At 32.4% G+C, this 20,474-nt stretch carries 17 protein-coding genes; 11 read left to right on the top strand and 6 right to left on the bottom strand.

The features are described 5' to 3' along the window. Positions 1–5 precede the first annotated feature (5 nt). A complete protein-coding gene (gene dnaA, locus D6200_RS01335; RefSeq protein WP_047789195.1) occupies positions 6–1,430 on the bottom strand; it encodes a chromosomal replication initiator protein DnaA in 1,425 nt (474 codons plus the stop codon). 176 nt (positions 1,431–1,606) lie between these two features. Here dnaA and D6200_RS01330 point away from each other — a divergent pair, with 176 nt between their 5' ends. The 6 genes from D6200_RS01330 (at position 1,607) to D6200_RS01305 (ending at position 8,556) form a co-directional block, all read left to right on the top strand. Then, entirely contained in the window at positions 1,607–2,011 is a 405-nt protein-coding gene (locus tag D6200_RS01330; protein WP_047789196.1) for an acyl-CoA thioesterase, read from the top strand. Positions 2,012–2,034: 23 nt separating this feature from the next. Next, complete coding sequence (locus tag D6200_RS01325) at positions 2,035–2,607, top strand: cob(I)yrinic acid a,c-diamide adenosyltransferase (protein ID WP_073181158.1); 573 nt, start codon at positions 2,035–2,037, stop codon at positions 2,605–2,607. A 100-nt stretch (positions 2,608–2,707) separates the two neighbouring features. Then, entirely contained in the window at positions 2,708–2,929 is a 222-nt protein-coding gene (locus D6200_RS01320; protein WP_047789198.1) for a DUF2795 domain-containing protein, read from the top strand. A 126-nt stretch (positions 2,930–3,055) separates the two neighbouring features. Further along, positions 3,056–6,406: a preprotein translocase subunit SecA gene (secA, locus tag D6200_RS01315; RefSeq protein ID WP_073181160.1), complete on the top strand. Its 3,351-nt coding sequence runs from the start codon at positions 3,056–3,058 to the stop codon at positions 6,404–6,406. A gap of 166 nt (positions 6,407–6,572) precedes the next feature. Further along, positions 6,573–7,445, top strand: coding sequence for a UDP-2,3-diacylglucosamine diphosphatase (locus tag D6200_RS01310; RefSeq protein WP_073181162.1), 873 nt, complete (start codon positions 6,573–6,575; stop codon positions 7,443–7,445). A gap of 94 nt (positions 7,446–7,539) precedes the next feature. Further along, positions 7,540–8,556, top strand: a complete 1,017-nt coding sequence (locus tag D6200_RS01305; RefSeq protein WP_073181164.1) for a glycosyltransferase family protein — start codon at positions 7,540–7,542, stop codon at positions 8,554–8,556. On the opposite strand, the gene D6200_RS01300 is transcribed toward D6200_RS01305, so the two are convergent. Further along, complete coding sequence (locus D6200_RS01300; RefSeq protein WP_073181166.1) at positions 8,543–9,208, bottom strand: uracil-DNA glycosylase; 666 nt, start codon at positions 9,206–9,208, stop codon at positions 8,543–8,545. The two genes, D6200_RS01305 and D6200_RS01300, sit on opposite strands and share 14 nt — an antisense overlap. 37 nt (positions 9,209–9,245) lie before the next feature. Here D6200_RS01300 and D6200_RS01295 point away from each other — a divergent pair, with 37 nt between their 5' ends. Next, positions 9,246–11,453 (top strand): endonuclease MutS2, encoded by a 2,208-nt coding sequence (locus tag D6200_RS01295; protein WP_073181168.1) that lies wholly within the window; start codon positions 9,246–9,248, stop codon positions 11,451–11,453. A 133-nt stretch (positions 11,454–11,586) separates the two neighbouring features. Here the strand turns inward: D6200_RS01295 and holA are convergent, their stop codons facing one another. After that, positions 11,587–12,588, bottom strand: a complete 1,002-nt coding sequence (gene holA, locus D6200_RS01290) for a DNA polymerase III subunit delta (protein ID WP_073181169.1) — start codon at positions 12,586–12,588, stop codon at positions 11,587–11,589. 364 nt (positions 12,589–12,952) lie between these two features. Between holA and D6200_RS01285 the strand changes: the two genes are divergently transcribed. Both D6200_RS01285 and D6200_RS01280 read left to right on the top strand, forming a co-directional pair. Continuing rightward, a complete protein-coding gene (locus D6200_RS01285; protein WP_073181171.1) occupies positions 12,953–13,396 on the top strand; it encodes a type I restriction enzyme HsdR N-terminal domain-containing protein in 444 nt (147 codons plus the stop codon). Positions 13,397–13,401: 5 nt separating this feature from the next. Then, positions 13,402–13,950, top strand: coding sequence for a nucleotidyltransferase family protein (locus D6200_RS01280; RefSeq protein WP_073181173.1), 549 nt, complete (start codon positions 13,402–13,404; stop codon positions 13,948–13,950). A 92-nt stretch (positions 13,951–14,042) separates the two neighbouring features. Here the strand turns inward: D6200_RS01280 and rlmF are convergent, their stop codons facing one another. Genes rlmF through D6200_RS01265 form a run of 3 tightly spaced genes read right to left on the bottom strand, consistent with a single transcriptional unit; the run spans position 14,043 to position 17,160 of the window. Continuing rightward, positions 14,043–14,900 (bottom strand): 23S rRNA (adenine(1618)-N(6))-methyltransferase RlmF, encoded by an 858-nt coding sequence (gene rlmF / locus D6200_RS01275; protein ID WP_047789208.1) that lies wholly within the window; start codon positions 14,898–14,900, stop codon positions 14,043–14,045. Continuing rightward, on the bottom strand, positions 14,900–16,495 hold the full coding sequence (gene bshC, locus D6200_RS01270) for a bacillithiol biosynthesis cysteine-adding enzyme BshC (protein ID WP_073181176.1): 1,596 nt from the start codon (positions 16,493–16,495) through the stop codon (positions 14,900–14,902). Before bshC ends, rlmF begins: the two co-directional genes overlap by 1 nt. After that, positions 16,495–17,160: a methyltransferase domain-containing protein gene (locus D6200_RS01265; protein WP_073181177.1), complete on the bottom strand. Its 666-nt coding sequence runs from the start codon at positions 17,158–17,160 to the stop codon at positions 16,495–16,497. The genes bshC and D6200_RS01265 overlap by 1 nt, the downstream gene beginning before the upstream one ends. A gap of 121 nt (positions 17,161–17,281) precedes the next feature. Here D6200_RS01265 and D6200_RS01260 point away from each other — a divergent pair, with 121 nt between their 5' ends. After that, positions 17,282–19,216 (top strand): BatA domain-containing protein, encoded by a 1,935-nt coding sequence (locus D6200_RS01260; RefSeq protein ID WP_073181179.1) that lies wholly within the window; start codon positions 17,282–17,284, stop codon positions 19,214–19,216. Further along, the gene (locus tag D6200_RS01255) at positions 19,213–20,472 is read left to right on the top strand and encodes a dihydroorotase (protein WP_073181180.1); all 1,260 of its coding nucleotides are present in this window, start codon (positions 19,213–19,215) and stop codon (positions 20,470–20,472) included. The genes D6200_RS01260 and D6200_RS01255 overlap by 4 nt, the downstream gene beginning before the upstream one ends. Positions 20,473–20,474: the final 2 nt, after the last annotated feature.

Below are 20,474 nucleotides of genomic sequence, written 5' to 3'. Positions count from 1 at the left end.
GTTGTTTATAAAGTTAACTTTTTTGTTAAGTCTTCTACATACTTTTTAAACTGCTTATCAGTTTCAGTCAAATTATCTACAGTTTTGCACGCATGTAATACAGTAGCGTGATCTCTTTTACCTATTTGACTCCCAATACTTGCTAACGATGATTTTGTCATACGTTTAGCAAAGTACATCGCTAACTGACGAGCCTGTACAATATGACGCTTACGTGTTTTTGACTGTAAGGTTGCCACATCCATATCAAAGTATTTCGATACTACTTTTTGAATGTAATCAATAGACAATTCTTTTTTCGTGTTCTTAACAAATTTATCTACAATCTGCTTTGCTAATTCAATTGTAAACTCTTTTCTATTAAAAGAAGCTTGAGCTATCATTGAAATTATCACTCCTTCTAACTCACGAACATTCGACTTTATATTCTTTGCTATATACTCAACAATTTCTTCAGGCATTTCAACACCATCTCTATACAATTTGTTTTGTAAGATTGAAATTCTTGTTTCGTAATCAGGTGCTTGTAACTCAGCTGATAACCCCCATTTAAAACGAGATAATAACCGTTGTTCGATATCTTGCATATCAACAGGTGCTTTATCCGAAGTTAAAATAACCTGTTTTCCATTTTGATGTAAATGATTGAAAATATGGAAGAACACATCTTGCGTACCAGCTTTTCCTGATAAAAACTGCACATCATCAATAATCAACACATCAATCATTTGGTAGAAATGAATAAAATCATTTCTGGTATTTGATTTTACAGAATCAATAAACTGTTGTGTAAATTTTTCAGAAGAAATATACAATACCGTTTTATCTGGATATTTATCTTTAATCTCAACACCAATAGCGTGAGCTAAGTGTGTTTTTCCTAATCCAACTCCACCATATATTAGTAATGGGTTAAATGAAGTTCCTCCTGGTTTATTAGCCACAGCCATACCTGCAGAACGTGCTAATCTATTTGAATCTCCTTCAACAAAATTTACAAAGTTATAATTTGGGTTTAGTTGAGATTCTATCTTTACTTTTTGCAAGCCAGGAATTACAAATGGATTTTTTAGTTCTCGTTTTGATTCTAACGGAACGGTTACTTTTTGTGGTTTTAACGGATTACGATTTGAACTAGGTATTTTTACTGTTTGCGGACTATTACTACTATACGTATTTTCCATACGTACATCATAAATTAGCTTAGCATCATTACCTAACTGACGAACCAAAGCTACTCTTAACAGTTTGATGTAATGCTCTTCTAGCCACTCATAAAAAAACTTACTAGGAACCTGAACCGTCAATGCTTCCCCTGCCAATTTAATTGGCTTTATAGGCTCAAACCAAGTTTTATATGCCTGCGGCTTAATGTTGTCTTTTATAAAAGACAAACATTCCATCCAAACTGAATCGGCTGTTTTAGTCATATGCGGTAAAAATCAATTTTTTAGTTGTTAATTTTTATTCAGATTTAGGGGACACCAAACACCAATGTCTGGGCGAACAAAAGTGTGAATAAATTTCAGTATAAAAAAATCAAATCACTATTGACTTTTATTTTTTTTTTACGTAATGTTAGTGCAATTAAAAATAAAATAATCTTTTGCAAAAACATTATACATCTATACGTGTTCGGTATGCTGAAACTGATCAAATGGGAGTAGTTTACCATGGGAACTACGCACAGTTTTTTGAGATTGGTCGCACCGAATGGTTACGTTCTCTGGGCGTTACCTACAAATATATGGAAAAAACAGGAATCATGTTACCTGTTATATCTTTATCTTGTAACTTTAAAAAATCAGCATTATACGACGATGAATTAACCATTACAACCATTTTAAAAAAAACACCTTCAGTAAAAATTGAATTCGACTATGAAATTACCAATCAAAATAACGACCTAATTTCAACTGGAAATACTGTGTTAGCATTTATTAACAATAAAACAAAAAGACCTATGCGTTGTCCTGATTATATTTTAGATAAATTGGCTATCTTAAAATAATTAATCAAACCAATAAAAAACATATGAAAATATATACTAAAACAGGTGATAAGGGTACCACTGCCCTATTTGGTGGTACTCGAGTACCTAAACATCATTTAAGAATAGAAAGTTATGGAACAGTTGATGAACTTAACTCTTACATTGGGTTAATTAGAGACCAATACGTTGACGAAACTCTAAAAAAGAAATTAACAAAAATTCAAAGCGATTTATTCACATTAGGTGCCATGTTAGCTACTCCTCCAGAAAAGGAAACTTTAAAAAGTGGTAAAGAACGCTTAAATATTCCCAAGATTAACGAAGAGTCAATTCAGTTCTTAGAAGACGAAATTGACCTTATGAATAAAGACCTACCTCAAATGACACACTTTGTATTACCAGGCGGTCATCAAACCGTGTCATTTTGTCACATAGCACGCTGCGTATGCCGTAGATCGGAACGATTGGCTGTGGCTTTAAACGAAGAAGAGGCAATTAGCGATACTGTTTTAAAGTATTTAAACCGACTTTCTGACTACCTTTTTGTATTGGCACGGAAGTTGACCCAAGACTTACAAGCTGAGGAAATTAAATGGATTCCTGAAAAGCTATAACTAAGTTCTTTAATTATTAATTTCACATTTTTTAAAAAAAACTTGACTTTTTACAAAAAAAAATTATTTTTGCGGAAAATCTTATTAAACAGATAAAGAAATGTATTGGACACTTGAATTAGCATCTTATTTAGCAGATGCACCCTGGCCTGCAACTAAAGACGAATTAATTGATTACGCTATTCGTACTGGAGCACCGTTAGAAGTGGTAGAAAACTTACAAGATATCGAAGATGAAGGTGAGGCGTACGATTCTATTATTGAAATCTGGCCAGATTACCCTACAGAAGAAGATTATCTTTGGAATGAAGATGAATACTAGAAAAAATAAATAATAAAAAGTCTCTTTTACAGAGGCTTTTTTTTTGCTTACTTTTAAGCACTCAATAAAAACACAAAAAACGCTAATTAAAAACAACTTAATTAGCTATAAAACAATATTTTACAAATGAGCGTTTTAAATTCGATTATAAAACTATTTGTTGGAGACAAACAACAAAAGGACCTAAAATCACTACAACCGATCGTTGAAAAAGTACGATCTTTTGAAAATTCATTAAACAGTTTATCAAATGATGAATTACGGGCAAAAACAATCGAATTTAAATCGAAAATTAAAGATGCTACCAAATTTTTTAACGATAAAATAGCTGAGCTTGAGGAAGAAGCTAAAAAAGCAGACATCGATCGTCAAGAAGAAATCTATACTGAAATTGATAAATTAAAAGACGAAGCTTACGAAGCATCTGAAGCTGTTTTATTAGATATTATGCCAGAGGCCTTTGCTGTTGTGAAAGAAACAGCAAAACGTTTTGCTAACAATACTGAATTAGAAGTAACTGCTACTCCTTTTGATAGAGAATTATCAGCTACTAGAGAACACATTACTTTAGAAGATGACAAAGCTTTTTGGGCTAACTCATGGGACGCTGCTGGTAAAGAAGTAATTTGGGACATGATTCACTACGATGTACAATTAATTGGTGGATCTGTATTACACCAAGGTAAAATTGCCGAAATGATGACAGGGGAAGGTAAAACCTTAGTTTCTACACTTCCAGTATACTTAAATGCTTTAACTGGTAACGGAGTTCATGTTGTTACTGTAAACGACTACTTAGCAAAACGTGATTGTGCGTGGATGGCTCCTATTTTTGAGTTCCACGGCTTAAGTACTGACTGTATTGATTTCCACCAACCAAATTCTGAAGCACGTAGAGAAGCTTATAATGCTGATATTACTTACGGAACTAACAATGAGTTTGGTTTCGACTACTTGCGTGATAACATGGCTAACTCTAAAAAAGACTTAGTACAACGTGCACCAAACTATGCTATTATTGATGAGGTGGATTCTGTTTTAATTGATGATGCTCGTACTCCATTAATTATTTCTGGTCCTGTACCACAAGGAGACAATCATGAATTTAATGAATTAAAGCCTCTAGTTGCCGATTTAGTTTCTATTCAAAATAAATACTTAGTAGGTGTTTTAGCTGAAGCTAAACGTTTAATTAAAGAAGGAGACACCAAAGAAGGTGGTTTCTTATTATTAAGAGTTTACAGAGGTCTTCCTAAAAACAAAGCCTTAATTAAGTTTTTATCTCAAGAAGGAGTTAAACAAATTCTTCAAAAAACTGAAAACTTTTACATGCAAGACAACAACAAACTAATGCCTGAAGTTGATGCAGAATTATGGTTTACTATTGAAGAAAAGAACAATCAAATTGATTTAACTGATAAAGGTATTGCACACCTTTCTGATATCACAAAAAATGAAACATTCTTCGTTTTACCAGATATTAGTGTAAAAGTTGGTCAAATAGATAAAAGCGATGCTACTCCAGAAGAGAAAGCTGATCAAAAAGAAGAATTATATCGCGAATTTAGTGTGAAGAGTGAGCGCATTCATACCATGAACCAACTTTTAAAAGCCTACACGGTTTTTGAAAAAGACGTGGAGTATGTGGTTATGGATAACAAAGTAATGATTGTAGATGAGCAAACAGGTCGTATTATGGACGGTCGTCGTTACTCTGATGGGTTACACCAAGCCATTGAAGCTAAAGAGAATGTAAAAATTGAAGACGCTACGCAAACGTTTGCTACCGTTACTTTACAAAACTACTTTAGAATGTACCGTAAGTTATCTGGTATGACAGGTACGGCGATTACAGAAGCAGGTGAATTCTGGGAAATTTATAAACTAGATGTTGTTGAAATTCCTACAAATAAACCAATTCAAAGAGACGATAAACAAGATTTAGTTTATAAAACTACGCGTGAAAAATACAACGCAGTAATTGAAGACATTGTAAAATTAGTTGGAGAAGGAAGACCTGTATTAGTAGGTACTACTTCGGTTGAAATCTCTGAATTATTAGGAAGAATGTTACAAATTCGTAAAATTCCTCACAATATATTAAATGCAAAATTACACAAAAGAGAAGCTGATGTAGTTGCTGAAGCTGGTAAACCTGGAGTAGTTACCATTGCAACAAACATGGCTGGTCGTGGTACCGATATTAAATTATCTGACGAAGTTAAAGCAGCAGGTGGTTTAGCTATTATTGGTACAGAACGCCATGATTCTCGTCGTGTAGACCGTCAGTTACGTGGTCGTGCAGGACGTCAAGGAGATGTAGGTTCTTCTCAATTCTATGTAGCTTTAGACGATAACTTAATGCGTTTATTTGGTTCTGAAAGAATTGCGAAAATGATGGATAGAATGGGATTAAAAGAAGGTGAAGTAATTCAGCATTCTATGATTTCTAAATCTATTGAAAGAGCTCAGAAAAAAGTAGAAGAAAACAACTTTGGAATTCGTAAGCGTTTATTAGAATATGATGATATTATGAACGCACAGCGTGAGTTTGTATACAAACGTCGTCGTCATGCTTTAGACGGAAAGCGTTTACAGATTGATATTGCAAACATGATTTACGATACCTGTGATTCAATTGTAAGACAAAATAAGGGTGCTAAAGACTTCCAAAACTTTGAATTCGAATTAATTCGTTTCTCTGCAATGACTTCTCCTTTTTCTGAAGAAGAATTCAATAAAACATCAGAGCAAGATTTAATTGACAAGCTATACAAAATAGTAACAGAACACTACAAAAACGATGCGGAAAGAAATGCTGAAAATGCATTCCCAGTAATTAAAAATGTTTTTGAAAACGAAGGTGACCGTTACGAGCGTATTGTTGTTCCTTTTACAGATGGTTCTAAAACATTACAGGTAGTTACCAATTTAAAAGAAGCTTACGAAAGTGAAGGAAAATCATTAGTTAACGATTTTGAGAAAAACATCACTTTAGCGATTATTGATGAAAACTGGAAGGATCACTTACGTAAAATGGATGAGCTGAAACAAACCGTTCAAAATGCTACGTACGAGCAAAAAGATCCATTATTGGTTTATAAGTTTGAAGCTTTTGAGTTATTCCAAGAAACGATTGACAAAGTAAATAAAGAAGTTTTATCGTTCTTATTTAAAGGAAAACTACCTAGTCAAGAAGCTTCACAAGTATCTGAAGCTCGTGAACAACAACGTGAGCAATTAGATTTACGTAAAGATGAAGTTCAAAACTCAACACAGCAAGCTATTAGCAATGCACGTAACCAACAAACGCAGGAACAACAAGCTGTAGAAACAGTTGTTCGTGAACAACCAAAAATTGGTCGTAACGAAAAAGTTACCATCAAAAACGTAATGTCTGGTGAAGAAAAAGAAGTTAAGTACAAACAAGCTATTCCTTTATTAGAAAAAGGAGAATGGGTATTGTACAATAAGTAATCTTCAAACAAACTATATAAAAAGCTCGGTTTTTACCGAGCTTTTTACTTTTACATAACATTCACTACACTTTTTAGTAAAGATTTTATTACCAATAATTTATAATTACTTCACTTTTTAAAAACATTCGAAAAGTAACTTTGGTAAACATCGAAGTATACTTAGAATGAAAAAACACAAAAAACGTAAATTAGATATTGCTGTAATATCAGATGTACATTTAGGAACTTTTGGTTGTAGAGCTACTGAACTCAATAATTATCTAAAAACCATCAACCCTAAAATATTAATTTTGAATGGTGATATTATTGATATTTGGCAATTTAACAAACGTTACTTTCCTAAACCACACATGAAAGTCATTAAGCAACTGATGAATTTCATCACTTCTGGAACAAAAGTGTATTACATCACAGGAAATCACGATGAAATGCTACGTAGGTTTAAAGGTTTTCGCTTAGGAAGCTTTGAAATCGTGAACAAAGTAGTACTTGATATTGATGGTAAAAAGGGATGGTTTTTTCACGGAGATGTTTTTGATGTTACCATGCAACATTCAAAATGGCTTGCTAAATTAGGAGGTAAAGGGTACGATTTTTTAATCCTAATAAATACCGCTGTTAACTGGTGTAGTCATAAATTAGGTTATGGTCGATTATCTTTTTCAAAAAAAATTAAAAACAGTGTAAAAAGCGCCATTAAATTCATTAATAATTTTGAAACAACTGCTGCAGACATTGCAATTGATGAGGGATATGACTATGTAGTATGCGGTCATATTCATCAACCAGAGATAAGATCCATAAAAACTGAAAAAGGAAGTACTGTATACTTAAATTCTGGTGACTGGATAGAAAACTTAACTGCTCTGGAATACAAAAACAAAACGTGGTCTTTATATGAATATGAAAAAGATGAGATCGCTAAAAATATTCATTTAAACTACTCTGTAAAAGATCTAGAGCTCATTAGTTCTGAACACAATAATAGCGAACTTTTTACAGAGCTCCTCAAAGAGTTTAACATTAAAACCCAATAACCATGAAGCCCATAATGGCATTAAATTAGGAAATGGTCAGTACCTACTAAATAGGTAATTTTCTAAAAACAATCAATTATAAAAATTTAAAAAGATGAAAATATTATACGCTTTTCAAGGAACAGGAAACGGACATGCAAGTAGAGCCTTAGAGATAATCCCACATTTACAAAGACGTGGTGATGTTGACATATTGGTTAGTGGCTCACAATATGAAATAGAGCTTCCTTTCAACATAAAATATAAATTACATGGCTTAGGTTTTATTTTTGGTAAAAAAGGTGGAATTGATCTAATTAACACCTTAAAAGACTTAAACCTAAAGAAAGTTTACAAAGAAATTAAAACGTTACCCGTAAAAGAATATGATTTAGTTATTAACGATTTTGAACCTATCTCAGCCTGGGCATGTTTATTTAGAAATGTCTCCATTATTTCTTTGAGCAATCAAAATGCTTTGTTAAACGAAAAAAACTCTGCTTTTAAAAGGTTTAGGCTAGAACGTTTAATTATTAAATACTATGCACCTGCAAAAAATAAATTCGGATTTCACTTTAAAACTCACTCCTCTTCAACCTTCTTACCTATTATCCGTAAGGAAATTCGCTATAGAAATATTACAAACAAAGGACATTACACAGTGTATTTACCTTCTTATAGTGATGAAAAAATAATCAAAGTACTTTCAAGCATAAAAGACATAAAATGGCAGGTGTTTTCTAAAAAAACAAAAGAACATCAATTCTTTCATAATATTACCATCCTACCAATAAACGACGATGCTTTTATTCGTAGCATGGCTTCTGCTAAAGGAATAATTTGTGGTGCAGGTTTTGCAACACCTACAGAGGCTTTATACTTACGTAAAAAACTATTAGTTATTCCAATGAAAAATCAGTACGAACAACAATGCAACGCTGTTACGTTAAAAGAAATGGGAGTTACAGTCGTAAAAAAACTAAGCAAAAAACAATTACCAAAAATTGAAAAGTGGATTAACTCAAATAAAATTGTTGAAGTCCACTACCCTGATGTTACCGAAGATATGTTAGATGCAATTATTTTACCCTATTACAACAAAACCATTTTACCAGAAATTACCATTGAATAGTTGGTGAACCAATGCTTTGTAAAAAATCGTTGGTTTTAGAAAAATGTTTGTTGCCAAACCAATACCCACGATTGGCACTTAACGGTGATGGATGACCTGAGGTTAAAATATGATGCTTCTTTTTATCAATAAGCTTTGCTTTTTTCTTAGCAAAACCACCCCAAAGTAAAAACACGACATCTTTTTTTTCTTCAGATATTTTCTCAATTACAGCATCAGTAAATTGTTCCCAACCTTGTTTTTGATGGCTTCCCGCTTCTCCCGATCTAACCGTTAAAGTAGCATTTAACAACAACACTCCCTGTTTTGCCCAACGAGACAAATCGCCACTTTTAGGGTATGGAATGTTTACATCTTTTTCTATTTCTTTAAAAATATTAATCAACGATGGAGGATGTGTAACACCGTCATGTACCGAAAAACACAATCCGTTAGCCTGCCCTACCCCGTGGTATGGATCTTGCCCCAAAATCACTACTTTTAAATCATCTAACGAACAAAAATCAAACGCTGCGAAAATATCTGACCCTTTTGGATAACATCTATGTTTTGAGTATTCATTTTTAACAAAACTGGTAAGATTTTCAAAATACGGTTTTTCAAATTCAGATTGTAAAATATTTTTCCAGCTATCATTAATTTTTACTTGCATTGTTTGTTATTTTTGTCGTGGTTTCAAATATACTATTTTGACTAAAAACATTACAGAAAAAACACTTCACGATTTAGAATTTACAACAGTTTTAGAACAAGTTGCAACACATTGCATCTCTAATTTAGGAAAAGAGAGAACAATGCTAATTCAACCTATTTCAAACAAAAAAAAGTTATTTTTTGAGTTGAATATGGTGAATGAATATCTGTCTTCTTTTGAAAATGAAAACCGAATTCCGAATCATTATTTTGAAGATATTTCTGAAGAAATTAAGCGACTTGCTATAGAAAACAGCTTTTTAGAAACAGACGCTTTCTTAAAAGTTTCAGCTGTTTCAGAAACTGTGAATGAGCAAAAGAAATTTTTAAAAAAGTTTCAAACCTACTACCCTACATTATTTTCCTTAAGTGATGAAGTTGAGTTTACAACAATAATTGTAGATAGTATAAAGAAAATAATTACTCCATACGGTGAGGTTGCTGACAATGCATCCGCACCCTTAAAACAGATACGAAAAGAAATTGGCTCTGTACGAGGTAAAATTTCTGAAAGTTTTTCTCGTGCGTTAAGTAAAAACATGTCGAGTGGATATTTAGATGATATTAAAGAAACGGTAATTGATAATCAGCGTGTCTTAGCAGTTTTAGCGATGCACAGACGTAAGGTTAAAGGAAGTTTATTAGGATCATCAAAATCTGGAAACATTGTATATATAGCTCCACAAGCAACACTTTCTTACAGTAGAGAGTTACAGAACTTATTGTACGAAGAAAAACAAGAAGTCGTTCGCATATTACGAGCTTTAGCTACTGAAATAAGACCTTTTACTCCATTACTAACTGAATATATTACTTTTTTAACACATTTAGATATGGTGGGTGCCAAAGCAAAATATGCTAAAAGCATCAACGGGTTACTACCAAAAATTACCAAAGAGAAAAAAGTATTTTTAAAAAATGCGTTTCACCCTATTTTATGGCAAAAAAACAAGGCTAAGAATATTGAAACGATTCCGCAAACTATTCAGTTAGGTGAAGAACAACAAATTATTGTTATTTCAGGTCCGAATGCTGGTGGTAAAAGTATTACGTTAAAAACAATTGGCTTGTTACAAGTCATGCTCCAAAGCGGGTTATTAATTCCTGTACATGAACGTAGTGAAACTACACTTTTCAATACTATCTTGACTGATATTGGTGACAACCAATCTATCGAAAATCAATTGAGTACTTATAGTTATCGATTAAAAAACATGCGTTACTTTTTAAGAAAATGTAATGACAATACCTTGTTTTTAATTGATGAATTTGGTACAGGTTCTGATCCTGAATTAGGAGGTGCTTTGGCTGAAATTTTCTTAGAAGAGTTTTATGAAAAGAAAGCCTTCGGAATTATTACCACACATTATGCTAACCTAAAAGTATTAGCAGATGAATTAGATAATGTTACCAATGCCAATATGCAGTTTGATGAGCGTACTTTAGAGCCTTTATACAAATTGTATATAGGACAAGCAGGGAGTTCTTTTACGTTTGAAGTAGCACAGAAAAACGGAATTCCGTACAGCTTAATCAACCGTGCTAAAAAACGTGTAGAAACCGAAAAAGTTCGTTTAGATAAAACAATCTCAAAACTTCAAAAGGAACGAAATCGTTTACAAAAAACTTCTGAAAGTTTAAACAAACAAAAATCTAAAGGACAAGAGCATATTGAAAACCTACAAGAGAAAGAACTTAAAATACGTGAAAAACTAGAAGGTTTTCAAGAATTATATGACAACAACCAACGTATGTTATCTTTAGGAAGGAATATTAATGAAATGCTTAATAAATACTTCCAAACAAATAATAAAAAAGAACTTTCTGCTAGTTTTTTTAAATGGGCAATGGCAGAAAAGACCAAGTACATAAAGAAAAATCCACCTAAGAAGAAAACCAAAACAGAAAAGAAAGAAGAAAAAGTTGCTACACAAAAACAACAAGAAGCTATTAAAAAAGTAGAAAAAGAAGTACTTCAAAAAGTTGTAAAAGTTCGAGAAGAAAAGAAAAAAGAAGCCGAAAAAATTGCAAAAGAAAGAGCTGCCTATGTTTTTAAAGTAAATGACAGAGTTCGTTTAATTGACGGGAATGCTGTAGGAACTATTGACAAAATAGAAAAGAAAAAAGCTTTTATTAATTACGGGTTATTTACTACAGAAGCTAAAATAGAACAATTAGAATTAGTGGAACGTGCTAAAAAGTAGTTAGTCTTAATCTTATATAAAAGTCTAACTTGACCACTTTATATACAATAAGGGTTTATAACTATACTCTACTCACGCAAGGTTTTCTTCTAAATAAACAAACTATTATAGTAATAAGAAAAAACGTTAATGGTTAATGCAAAATCTTAAACAGTAATTCTTTTAAAATATCAGCATGGGTTTGGTTGGCTCCTACTCCTTTACTTTTTACATCGGCATCACGTAATAAGGCAATAATTTGTGATACTTTTCGCATCGGGTAGTTACGAGCAGCGTTTACATAGTCATCCACAAAATAAGGATTTACTCCTAAGTTTTTAGCAACCGAAGCTTTCGATTTGTCTTTTAATCCGTGGTACATTAATAACTGTGTAAAAAAGCTATTTAGTAAAGAAATGGTCATTACCAACGGATTGTTTTTTGGGTTCTGTGCAAAATAATTGATGATTCTGTTTGCTTTCACCACATCTCGCTGCCCTACTGCTTTACGCAACTCAAAATTGTTAAAGTCCTTAGAAATCCCAATATTTTCTTCAATATGCTTATCGGTAATAATGGTTTCCGCAGGCAATACTGAGGTTAGTTTATCTAATTCGTTGCTAATCTTGCTTAGGTCTGTTCCTAAAAACTCTACCAACATTTGCGAAGCTTTCGGTTCAATGTTAAACTTTTTTCCACCTAACACTTGACGAATCCAATCGGCTACTTGATTTTCATACAGTTTTTTACTCTCATAAATGAGTCCGCTTTTTGCTATGGCTTTATACGCCTTTTTACGTTTATCGAGCTTTTTGTATTTGTAGTTAAACACCAATACGGTACTCGGTTGCGGATTGGCAGCATACGACTCTATTTTATCAATCGTACGGCTTAAATCCTGCGCTTCTTTAATAATAATCACCTGCTTTTCTGCCATCATCGGAAATCGCTTTGCCGACGACACAATTTCCTCTATCGACACATCACGACCGTACATAACTACTTGATTGAATCCTTTTTCAGATTCATCTAACACATTATCTTCAATGTAATCTGAAATTTTATCGATGTAATACGGTTCTTCGCCCATTAAAAAATAAATGGGTTTGATGTTACCTCCTTTTATATCTGATATGATAGATTTAATTTCGTTCATGTGTCTTTCTTCTGCCTTCTTTTGGTGTTGTTATTTAAAATGTTATAGCGAGGAGTGGCTTCTTTTCTTCGAGAAAAAGATTGCTTCACTATCGTTCGCAATGACGGTAACTGAAACGTCATAGCGAGAAGAGATAACGACGTGGCTATCTTTTTTCGACTAACAGATTACTTCGCTTTCACTCGCAATGACAATTACTATAATGTCATTTCGAAAGAGGTTACGACTGAGAAATCTGATTCAACGGAGTAACTCACGTGTTTAAGATCTCTCACATTCCGCGTTGCTTCAGTTCGAGATGACAATAATGTTTCGTCACAGTAAACAACGAAGAAATAACTTATAATTTTCTTACTTTTGATCTATGCAAAAGCTCAACCTTCCTAGCTATACATTCAAGCTCAAAAGTAACGAAAATAAGACGCTTATTTTTGATAATTTGAGAAAAAAATACATGGTCTTAACTCCCGAGGAATGGGTACGCCAGCATTTTGTGCAATGGTTGATTCAAGAGAGGAACTACCCTGTTTCATTGATTGCTATTGAAAAACAATTAGTTATCAACAACCTTAAAAAACGTACCGATATTGTGGTTTTTGCTTCTGACGGTCATCCGAATATTATTGTGGAATGTAAAGCACCACATATAAAAATTACCCAAGATACATTTGATCAAATTGCACGTTATAACTTAAAACTCGATGCTGATTACCTCATCGTAACCAACGGACTGCAACACTTTTTTTGTATGCTTGATAAAGAGAATGAAACCTATGTGTTTTTAAGAGATATTCCTCAATACCAATAATTTTTATGAAAACAGATTTTACCCCTGAATTCATAAACATTATTGAAAATGACGCTTGGATGCTACGTATTCTTGAAATCGTTCGTAACCTACATCTTCCTGATTGTTGGGTTGGTGCCGGTTTTGTTAGAAACAAAATTTGGGACTATAAACACAATAATAAAAGAACTTCTTTAAACGATGTTGATGTTATTTACTTTGATAAAAGCGACATTACTAAGACTCGTGAATTAGCTCTTGAAGAACAGCTCAAAGCTATTAACTCTTCTGTTAACTGGTCGGTAAAAAATCAAGCTAGAATGCACATTCGAAATGGTCATTCACCTTATAAAAATTGTCTCGAAGCCATTTCTTACTGGCCTGAAACAGCTACTTCGATTGCTATTCAGTTAAACTCTGATAATCAAATTGAATATATTGCTCCGTATGGTTTAAATGATGTATTCAACCTTGTTGTACGACCTACTCCTAATTTTGATTTGATAACGTATCGTAATAGGGTTACAAACAAAGGATGGAAAGATACTTGGGATAAGTTGATTATTGAAAAGTAAGAAGAACTCTCCTCGTGAGACTCAACTTCGTTAATTCCTCCTTTTTTCATCACTTCTAATAACGGTTTCCTATTTTATTAAACAATTACTCACTATATAAACCTCCAACACACAATACGTGTTACCTTGTTTCCTTGGTGCATAGGAATTACTTTGAATTCTTTAACTCCTAATTTTTTACCTGAGTTTTGTAAACTTTCTACGTTTTCTTTTTTAGACACTAAACTTGTAAACCATTTACTTACTTTTGGAAATTTAGAACTCTCATATAAATAGGTATGTAAAAAAGCTTTCTCTCCACCTATATACCATAATTCATTAGAGTTTCCTGCAAAGTTACGTACCGCATTGTTCCCTAAGTTTCTCGATTTTCTTCGGTTAGCTCCTCTCGCCTCTTCAGCCGATTTATAAAATGGCGGATTACACATCGTTACCGTAAATGCATCACCCTCTTCTATAATTCCTTCTAAGATATATTCTTCTTTAAACTGTTGTCTTAACTCAACCTTATCCGTAAAACCATTATCATCTATAATATCTTGAGCATAATCTAGTGAATCTAAATCGATATCAGTAGCTACAAAATTCCAATCGTATACTACAATTCCCAACAAAGGATAAATACAACTTGCCCCTGTACCAATATCTAACACCGTTACGTTTTCTTCACCTGCAACTAAATCAGCTAAATGATGAATATAATCTACTCTTCCAGGTATTGGTGGACATAAATTCTCATCAGAGAAATTCCAATGTTTAATGTTATAATGAGCTGCTAATAATGCCTTATTAAACTCTTTTACTGCTTTTGGATCAGAAAAATCAATAGTGTCTTTCTCAAATTTCTCAATGATAAATTCAGAAAGTTTCGGATACTTTTCTACTAATAGCGTGAAGTCGTACCCTTGGTTGTGTATATTTTTAGGATGTAATCCTTTTTTTGTGCTCATTAAAGTGTAATAAGGGTAAACTCTAGTTGTAACGGGTGTAAATTTTCTTTTAGAATTGTAATAAAATCTGCTCCATACTCTAAATAGAACTCTGAAAAATTACGTTGTCGCTCTTCTAAACTTTGATTAGGTAATAATTCATTTTGCAAAGCTACGATTCTTTCAACCATTTCTTTTTGACGTCGTTTTTCTGCTCGCAACCATCTTTTTTCAAGGTTTTCTAACCCTTTAACCTGCTTTCTTTCTTGTGCATTTACAGCTCCTACAAAAGAAACATCGGTCTTTTTAGCTAGCTTACGTAAATCATCAAATTGTTGTTGTAAAAACTGTTTTTGCTTGGTAAAATCTACCTTAGTATCGCCGTTAGCCAACACTTTTCTTGCTAGTAAGTCGTCTTGTTTTAAAAATAATTCTTCTTCTGAAACGTTTAGTTTTTCTAACTTACCTAATTGTTTTTCTGAAAGTATTTGAGCTGAGTTTCTTAATAACAAAATAGGAAACGGAACATTTACTTTATCAAAATATGCCTTTAGCTCTAACCAATACGCTAACTCTCCTCCTCCACCTATGTAGCATAGGTTCGGTAAAATTACCTCTTGGTATAGTGGACGCATAATTACGTTTGGCGAAAAACATTCTGGCTGACTATGTAAATGATCTAAGATTTCATCCTTTGTCCAAGAAATATCTGTATTATTTACTTTGTAAATTCCGTTTTCAAGAACAATACGTTCACGAATCCTATCAGTAATATAAAATAAGTTTATCTCACGTGGATTTACTTGTATTTTATATGATTGTTCTAGTTCTGTAATTGTTTTCGATACTTCATTATAAGAAGTTTCGTGTAACAAATCGTACTCTACATAAGGTATTAACGCTCTTTTTAATTCTCTTTCGTCAGCATCTAAAATTACCAAACCATATTTTCCAAAAAGTTTATCGGCTACATATCTGGTTGCACCTGCTAATGTTTTGTGCTGTAAATATCCTTTTTCAAAAAGTTCTTTTATTTGAATAGCATTTTTTGAACCTCCTAAATGTTCAGCAAATACTTCAAATACATCTTGTAACCCCTCGGTTGTAAAACGTCCTACAGGTCCTTTTTGGTCAGAGTTCCACTGTACTTTTTTCCCTTTAAAGTTAAAGAAGTTAATTTCTTCAAAATCGTGATCTTCTGTTGCCATCCAATATACAGGCACAAAATTCTCATTAGGAAATTGCATTGACAAATGCTCGCACATGTTTATGGTTGATATAATTTTATACAGAAAATATAACGGTCCCGTAAACAAATTCAGCTGATGCCCTGTTGTTATGGTAAACGTATTCTCTTTTAGTAAACTTTCTATATTTTTTTGTGTTTCAAAAGATAAATCAATGTCTTTGTATTGTTTTCTTAATACTTCAACTAACCTTTTCCTTTGAGTATTTGAAATAGGGTTTTCTTTCTTTTCTTCTAGTTGCTTTTCAAAGTTTCGTAAACTCGGATAGCGGTTATAAAAAGGTTGAATCTTTTCATCAGCCTTTAAATAGTCCTCCATTGTTTTAGAAAAGAATCCTGTGTTTTTATAAGGGATATTGGTTATGTTCATTACTTATTGGCTCTTTGAAATAATGTGTAAACATACGGACGTTCTCCTCCGTACGGATTTACAAATGTGTGATTAAAACTATTGACTAAAACAAAATCGTTTCCTAATTTTTCTTGTAGCATTTCCGTATTGTAACGTTGTAATTGCAGTCCACAACATTTTTCTGCTCCGTCTAAAGCAAAAACAGCAATAATTACGAATCCGTTTACTTTTACAAGCTTCTTTAGTAGATTAAAATAAGCGTTTTGTTCTTCCTCTTTTAAAAAGAAATGTAGTACCGCTCTATCGTTCCAAACATCAACTTCTTCAAGCTCATGTAACTTGATTGGAGCCACTAAATTATCGGCTATAAAGTTAACTTTTGATGCATTTTCTCCTAATCGATTTTTTACATCGGTTAGTGCATTTTCAGATAAATCATTTGCTATTAAGCCTAAATACCCATCGGCTACTAGCTCATCAATTAACATAGACGAACCAACACCAACGTTTAAGATTTTAGCGTCTTTTGGTACGTTAGATTCCTTTAATAATTTAATAGTTTCTTTCGAACTTTCTTCGAACCACCCTAGTTTTTCAGTTGGATTTTTTACATAGGCTGCATTCCAGTGTTCTTTATAGTTAATTTCTCCCGGAATGTTACACTCACTCTCTTTTGTAGTCATAGTTCAAAAATAGGAAAATTTAATCCTTTGTCGAAAACTTACCACACTTCTAACAGATTTTTAACTACATTCTTTTTTAAACCATCTATTTAGGTATTTTTACAGTTAGTAAATTACAATTATGCAGTTTAAACATCCTGAGATTTTATATTTCTTAGCTTTTTTACTCATTCCTATTTTGGTACACTTGTTCCAACTACAGCGATTTGTAAAAGTTCCGTTTACCAATGTAGCTTTTTTACAAAAGTTAGTGTTACAAACACGTAAAAGTTCTCGTATAAAAAAATGGCTGATTTTAGCTACTCGTTTACTGCTACTCACTGCCCTTATTTTTGCTTTTGCTCAGCCATATTTTAGTAACCACAAAGCAAATGAAGAACAACATTTCTTTATGTATCTTGATAATTCTTTAAGTACTAGCGCTGTTGGAGAAAAAGGTAATTTACTGCAAATTGCTACTCAAGAAATTATTGAAAACTCAACAGAAAAAACTAAGTATTCTTTACTTACAAACGATCATTTTTATGCTAATAAAACAGCTTCTGAACTAAAAGAAGAGCTGTTAAAAACAACTAATACTGCTAAAAGTAGAGACCTTGCTGATGTTTTTTTAAAAATGACTAGTGAGCATAAGTCTATAACTTCTTCTTCCAAAAACATTGTGATTTCTGATTTTCAAAACATTAAAAAAGAGGAAATTGACAACGCTCCTGAAAATACTTCTTTTGTAAAGTTAGTACCTGAACAAAAAAGCAACATTTCTATTGATAGTGTTTTTGTAGATGATAATGGGGGTTCTAATTTCAACGTACATATTGTTGTTAGAAATCAAGGAAATGCTAAAAATGACATTCCTATTGCCATTTACAATAATGACAAGTTATTGAATAAACAAACCTTTAGTATTGAGGAAAACAAGACTACGGAAGTTACTTTTTCTGTTGTAAAAACTCCAATGTTTTTAGGTAGAATTGCTATTAATTTTAACGACACTTATGGGTTTGATAATTCGTTTTATTTTACCATTAATGCTAACGAAAAAATTAATGTATTAGCAATTGGAGAATCAAATAACTTCTTACAACGGATTTATACCAAAGAAGAATTTAACTTTACTTCTTCTACGCTACAAAATGCCAACTATAATTTGATAGATAAGCAACATCTTATTGTATTAAATGAGTTGGAAAGTATTCATGAAACACTTCTGAATAGTTTAGAAAATTATACTAAAAAAGGTGGAAATCTTGTTATAATTCCCAATAAAGAGTCAGTACTTTCTTCTTATAACAACTTTTTCGGGAAGCTAAATACAGGAAGATTACTTTCTAAAAAGAATGATAGTTTAAAGGTTACTTCGATTAATTATAATCATCCTCTTTTAAAAAATGTTTTCGAAAAGAAGGTAGCTAACTTCCAATATCCGTTTGTAAAAACTTCTTTTAATTCTGAATTTAAGAATGCTAGTAACATTGTTTCTTTTGAAAACAAACAAGGGTTTATTAAACAGATTAATTTACCAAATGCTTCTATGTATTGGGTAGCAGCTCCTCTAAATAAAGACAATAGTAATTTTACAAACTCTCCTTTAATTGTTCCTGTTTTTTATAACATAGGAAAACAGAGTTTACAACTTTCTGAATTGTATTATACCATAGACAAACAAAATACTATTGATATTGATAAACAGCTAGGGAAAGATGAAGTTTTAAATATTGTTACTAATAAAGGTTCTTTTATTCCTTTGCAACAAACTTTTCAAAACAAAACGCGTATCACAACCAAAGATCAACCTTTAGTTGCCGGCTTTTATCAAATACAACAAGGAAATAATGTGCTTAGAAATGTTGCTTTTAATTATAACAAAAGTGAAAGTGCCTTAGATTTTTTAACATTTTCTGAAGCTAATGATATGACTATATCTACTTCAGTTAAAAACACCTTGGAAAATATTAATGATGAAAACAAAATTCAATGGCTTTGGAAATGGTTTTTGGGCTTAGCTATTGTATCTTTGCTTTTAGAAATTTTGATTTTAAAATTCTTTAAACCATGACAACGCTGCTTAAATCGGCAACAATAATAGATGCTTCTAGTCCTTACCACCAACAAACTAAAGATATTTTAATTACCGACGGTATTATTACCAAAATTGACAACAACATTGCTAGTGAAGAAAATTATCAAGTTGTAGAGCTTGATAACCTTCATGTATCTCCAGGTTGGTTTGATACGAGTGTTTCTTTTGGAGAACCGGGTTATGAAGAGCGAGAAACCTTGCAACATGGTGTACAAGTAGCGGCTAAAAGTGGATTTACTCATGTAGCTATCAATCCAAACACTCACCCTATAGTTGATAATAAATCAGCCATAGAGTTTTTAATTAATAAAGTAAACGGAGCTGCAACTAGCATTCATCCTATTGGAGCCTTAACACAGCAAAGTAAAGGTGTTGAAATGTCTGAAATGTACGACATGCAACAATCAGGTGCTATTGCTTTTGGTGATTATAACAAACCCGTTAGCAATGATAATTTGTTAAAGATAGCATTGTTATATGCTCAAAATTTTGACGGATTGGTACTAAGCTTTCCTAAAAACAATTTAATTGCTGGTGAAGGTGTTGCTAACGAAGGTAAAAATAGTACGCTTTTAGGATTGAAAGGAATTCCTGCACTTGCAGAAGAAATTCAAATTTCTCGCGATTTATTTTTGTTAGAATATACAGGAGGTAAATTACACATTCCTACTATCTCAACTGCTAAGTCTGTTCAACTTATAAAAGAAGCAAAAGAAAAAGGCTTAGATGTAACGTGTAGTGTTGCTGTACATAATTTAGTTTTGACAGATGATGAACTACATGGCTTTGAAGCTAATAAAAAAGTAAATCCTCCCCTACGTACAGAAGAAGATAAAAAAGCTCTAATACAAGGTTTAAAAGAAGGAATTATTGATATAATTACATCAGACCATAATCCTATAGACATTGAACATAAAAAAGTAGAGTTTTCTACTGCAAAAGACGGTACTATTGGTTTAGAAAGTGCTTTTGGAGCGCTAAATACTGTATTAGATTTAGAAACTATCATCAACTGTTTATCTAACAATCCTAGAAAACGTTTTAATGTTGAATTAGCTTCCATAAAAGAAGATGAAAAAGCTAGTTTGTCTGTTTTTACCCCTGATGGAGCATATACTTTCTCAGAGCAAAACATTGTTTCTACCTCAAAAAACAGTATCTTTCTAGGGAAAAAACTAGAAGGAAAAGTTTATGGTATTTACAATAATAGTCAACTAATTTTAAACTCATAGAA

It is taken from the genome of Tenacibaculum mesophilum, from assembly GCF_003867075.1.
Lineage (GTDB): Bacteria > Bacteroidota > Bacteroidia > Flavobacteriales > Flavobacteriaceae > Polaribacter > Polaribacter mesophilus.
This window is presented reverse-complemented; position numbering and strand designations above follow the sequence as displayed.